The organism is Amycolatopsis sp. SID8362 (assembly GCF_010550475.1).
Lineage (GTDB): Bacteria > Actinomycetota > Actinomycetes > Mycobacteriales > Pseudonocardiaceae > Amycolatopsis > Amycolatopsis eburnea.
Window position 1 is genome coordinate 1 of record NZ_JAAGNB010000332.1, and the last position, 206, is coordinate 206.

The 206-nt window shown below is 74.8% G+C and carries 1 protein-coding gene; it reads left to right on the forward strand.

Features of this window, described 5'->3' with window-relative positions; genetic code table 11:
* On the forward strand, positions 1–206 hold a 206-nt coding region (locus tag G3I65_RS10715; protein WP_160695958.1), incomplete at both ends, for a hypothetical protein.

Genomic DNA, 206 nt, shown 5'->3' on the forward strand with positions numbered 1-206 from the left:
CGGGCTCACCGACGACGTCCTGCGCACCGCGCTGCTCGCCGCGTTGTCGGGCGGGGTGCTCGGCGAAGTCGGCGACGGCAAGTACGGCTTCCGGCACCCGCTGGCGCGCAAGGCGGTCTACGACACGGTGAGCGGGCCCGAACGCGCGTTGCTGCACGCGCAAGCGATCCGCGTGCTCGCCGCGCAACCGTCGCCGCCGCTCACGC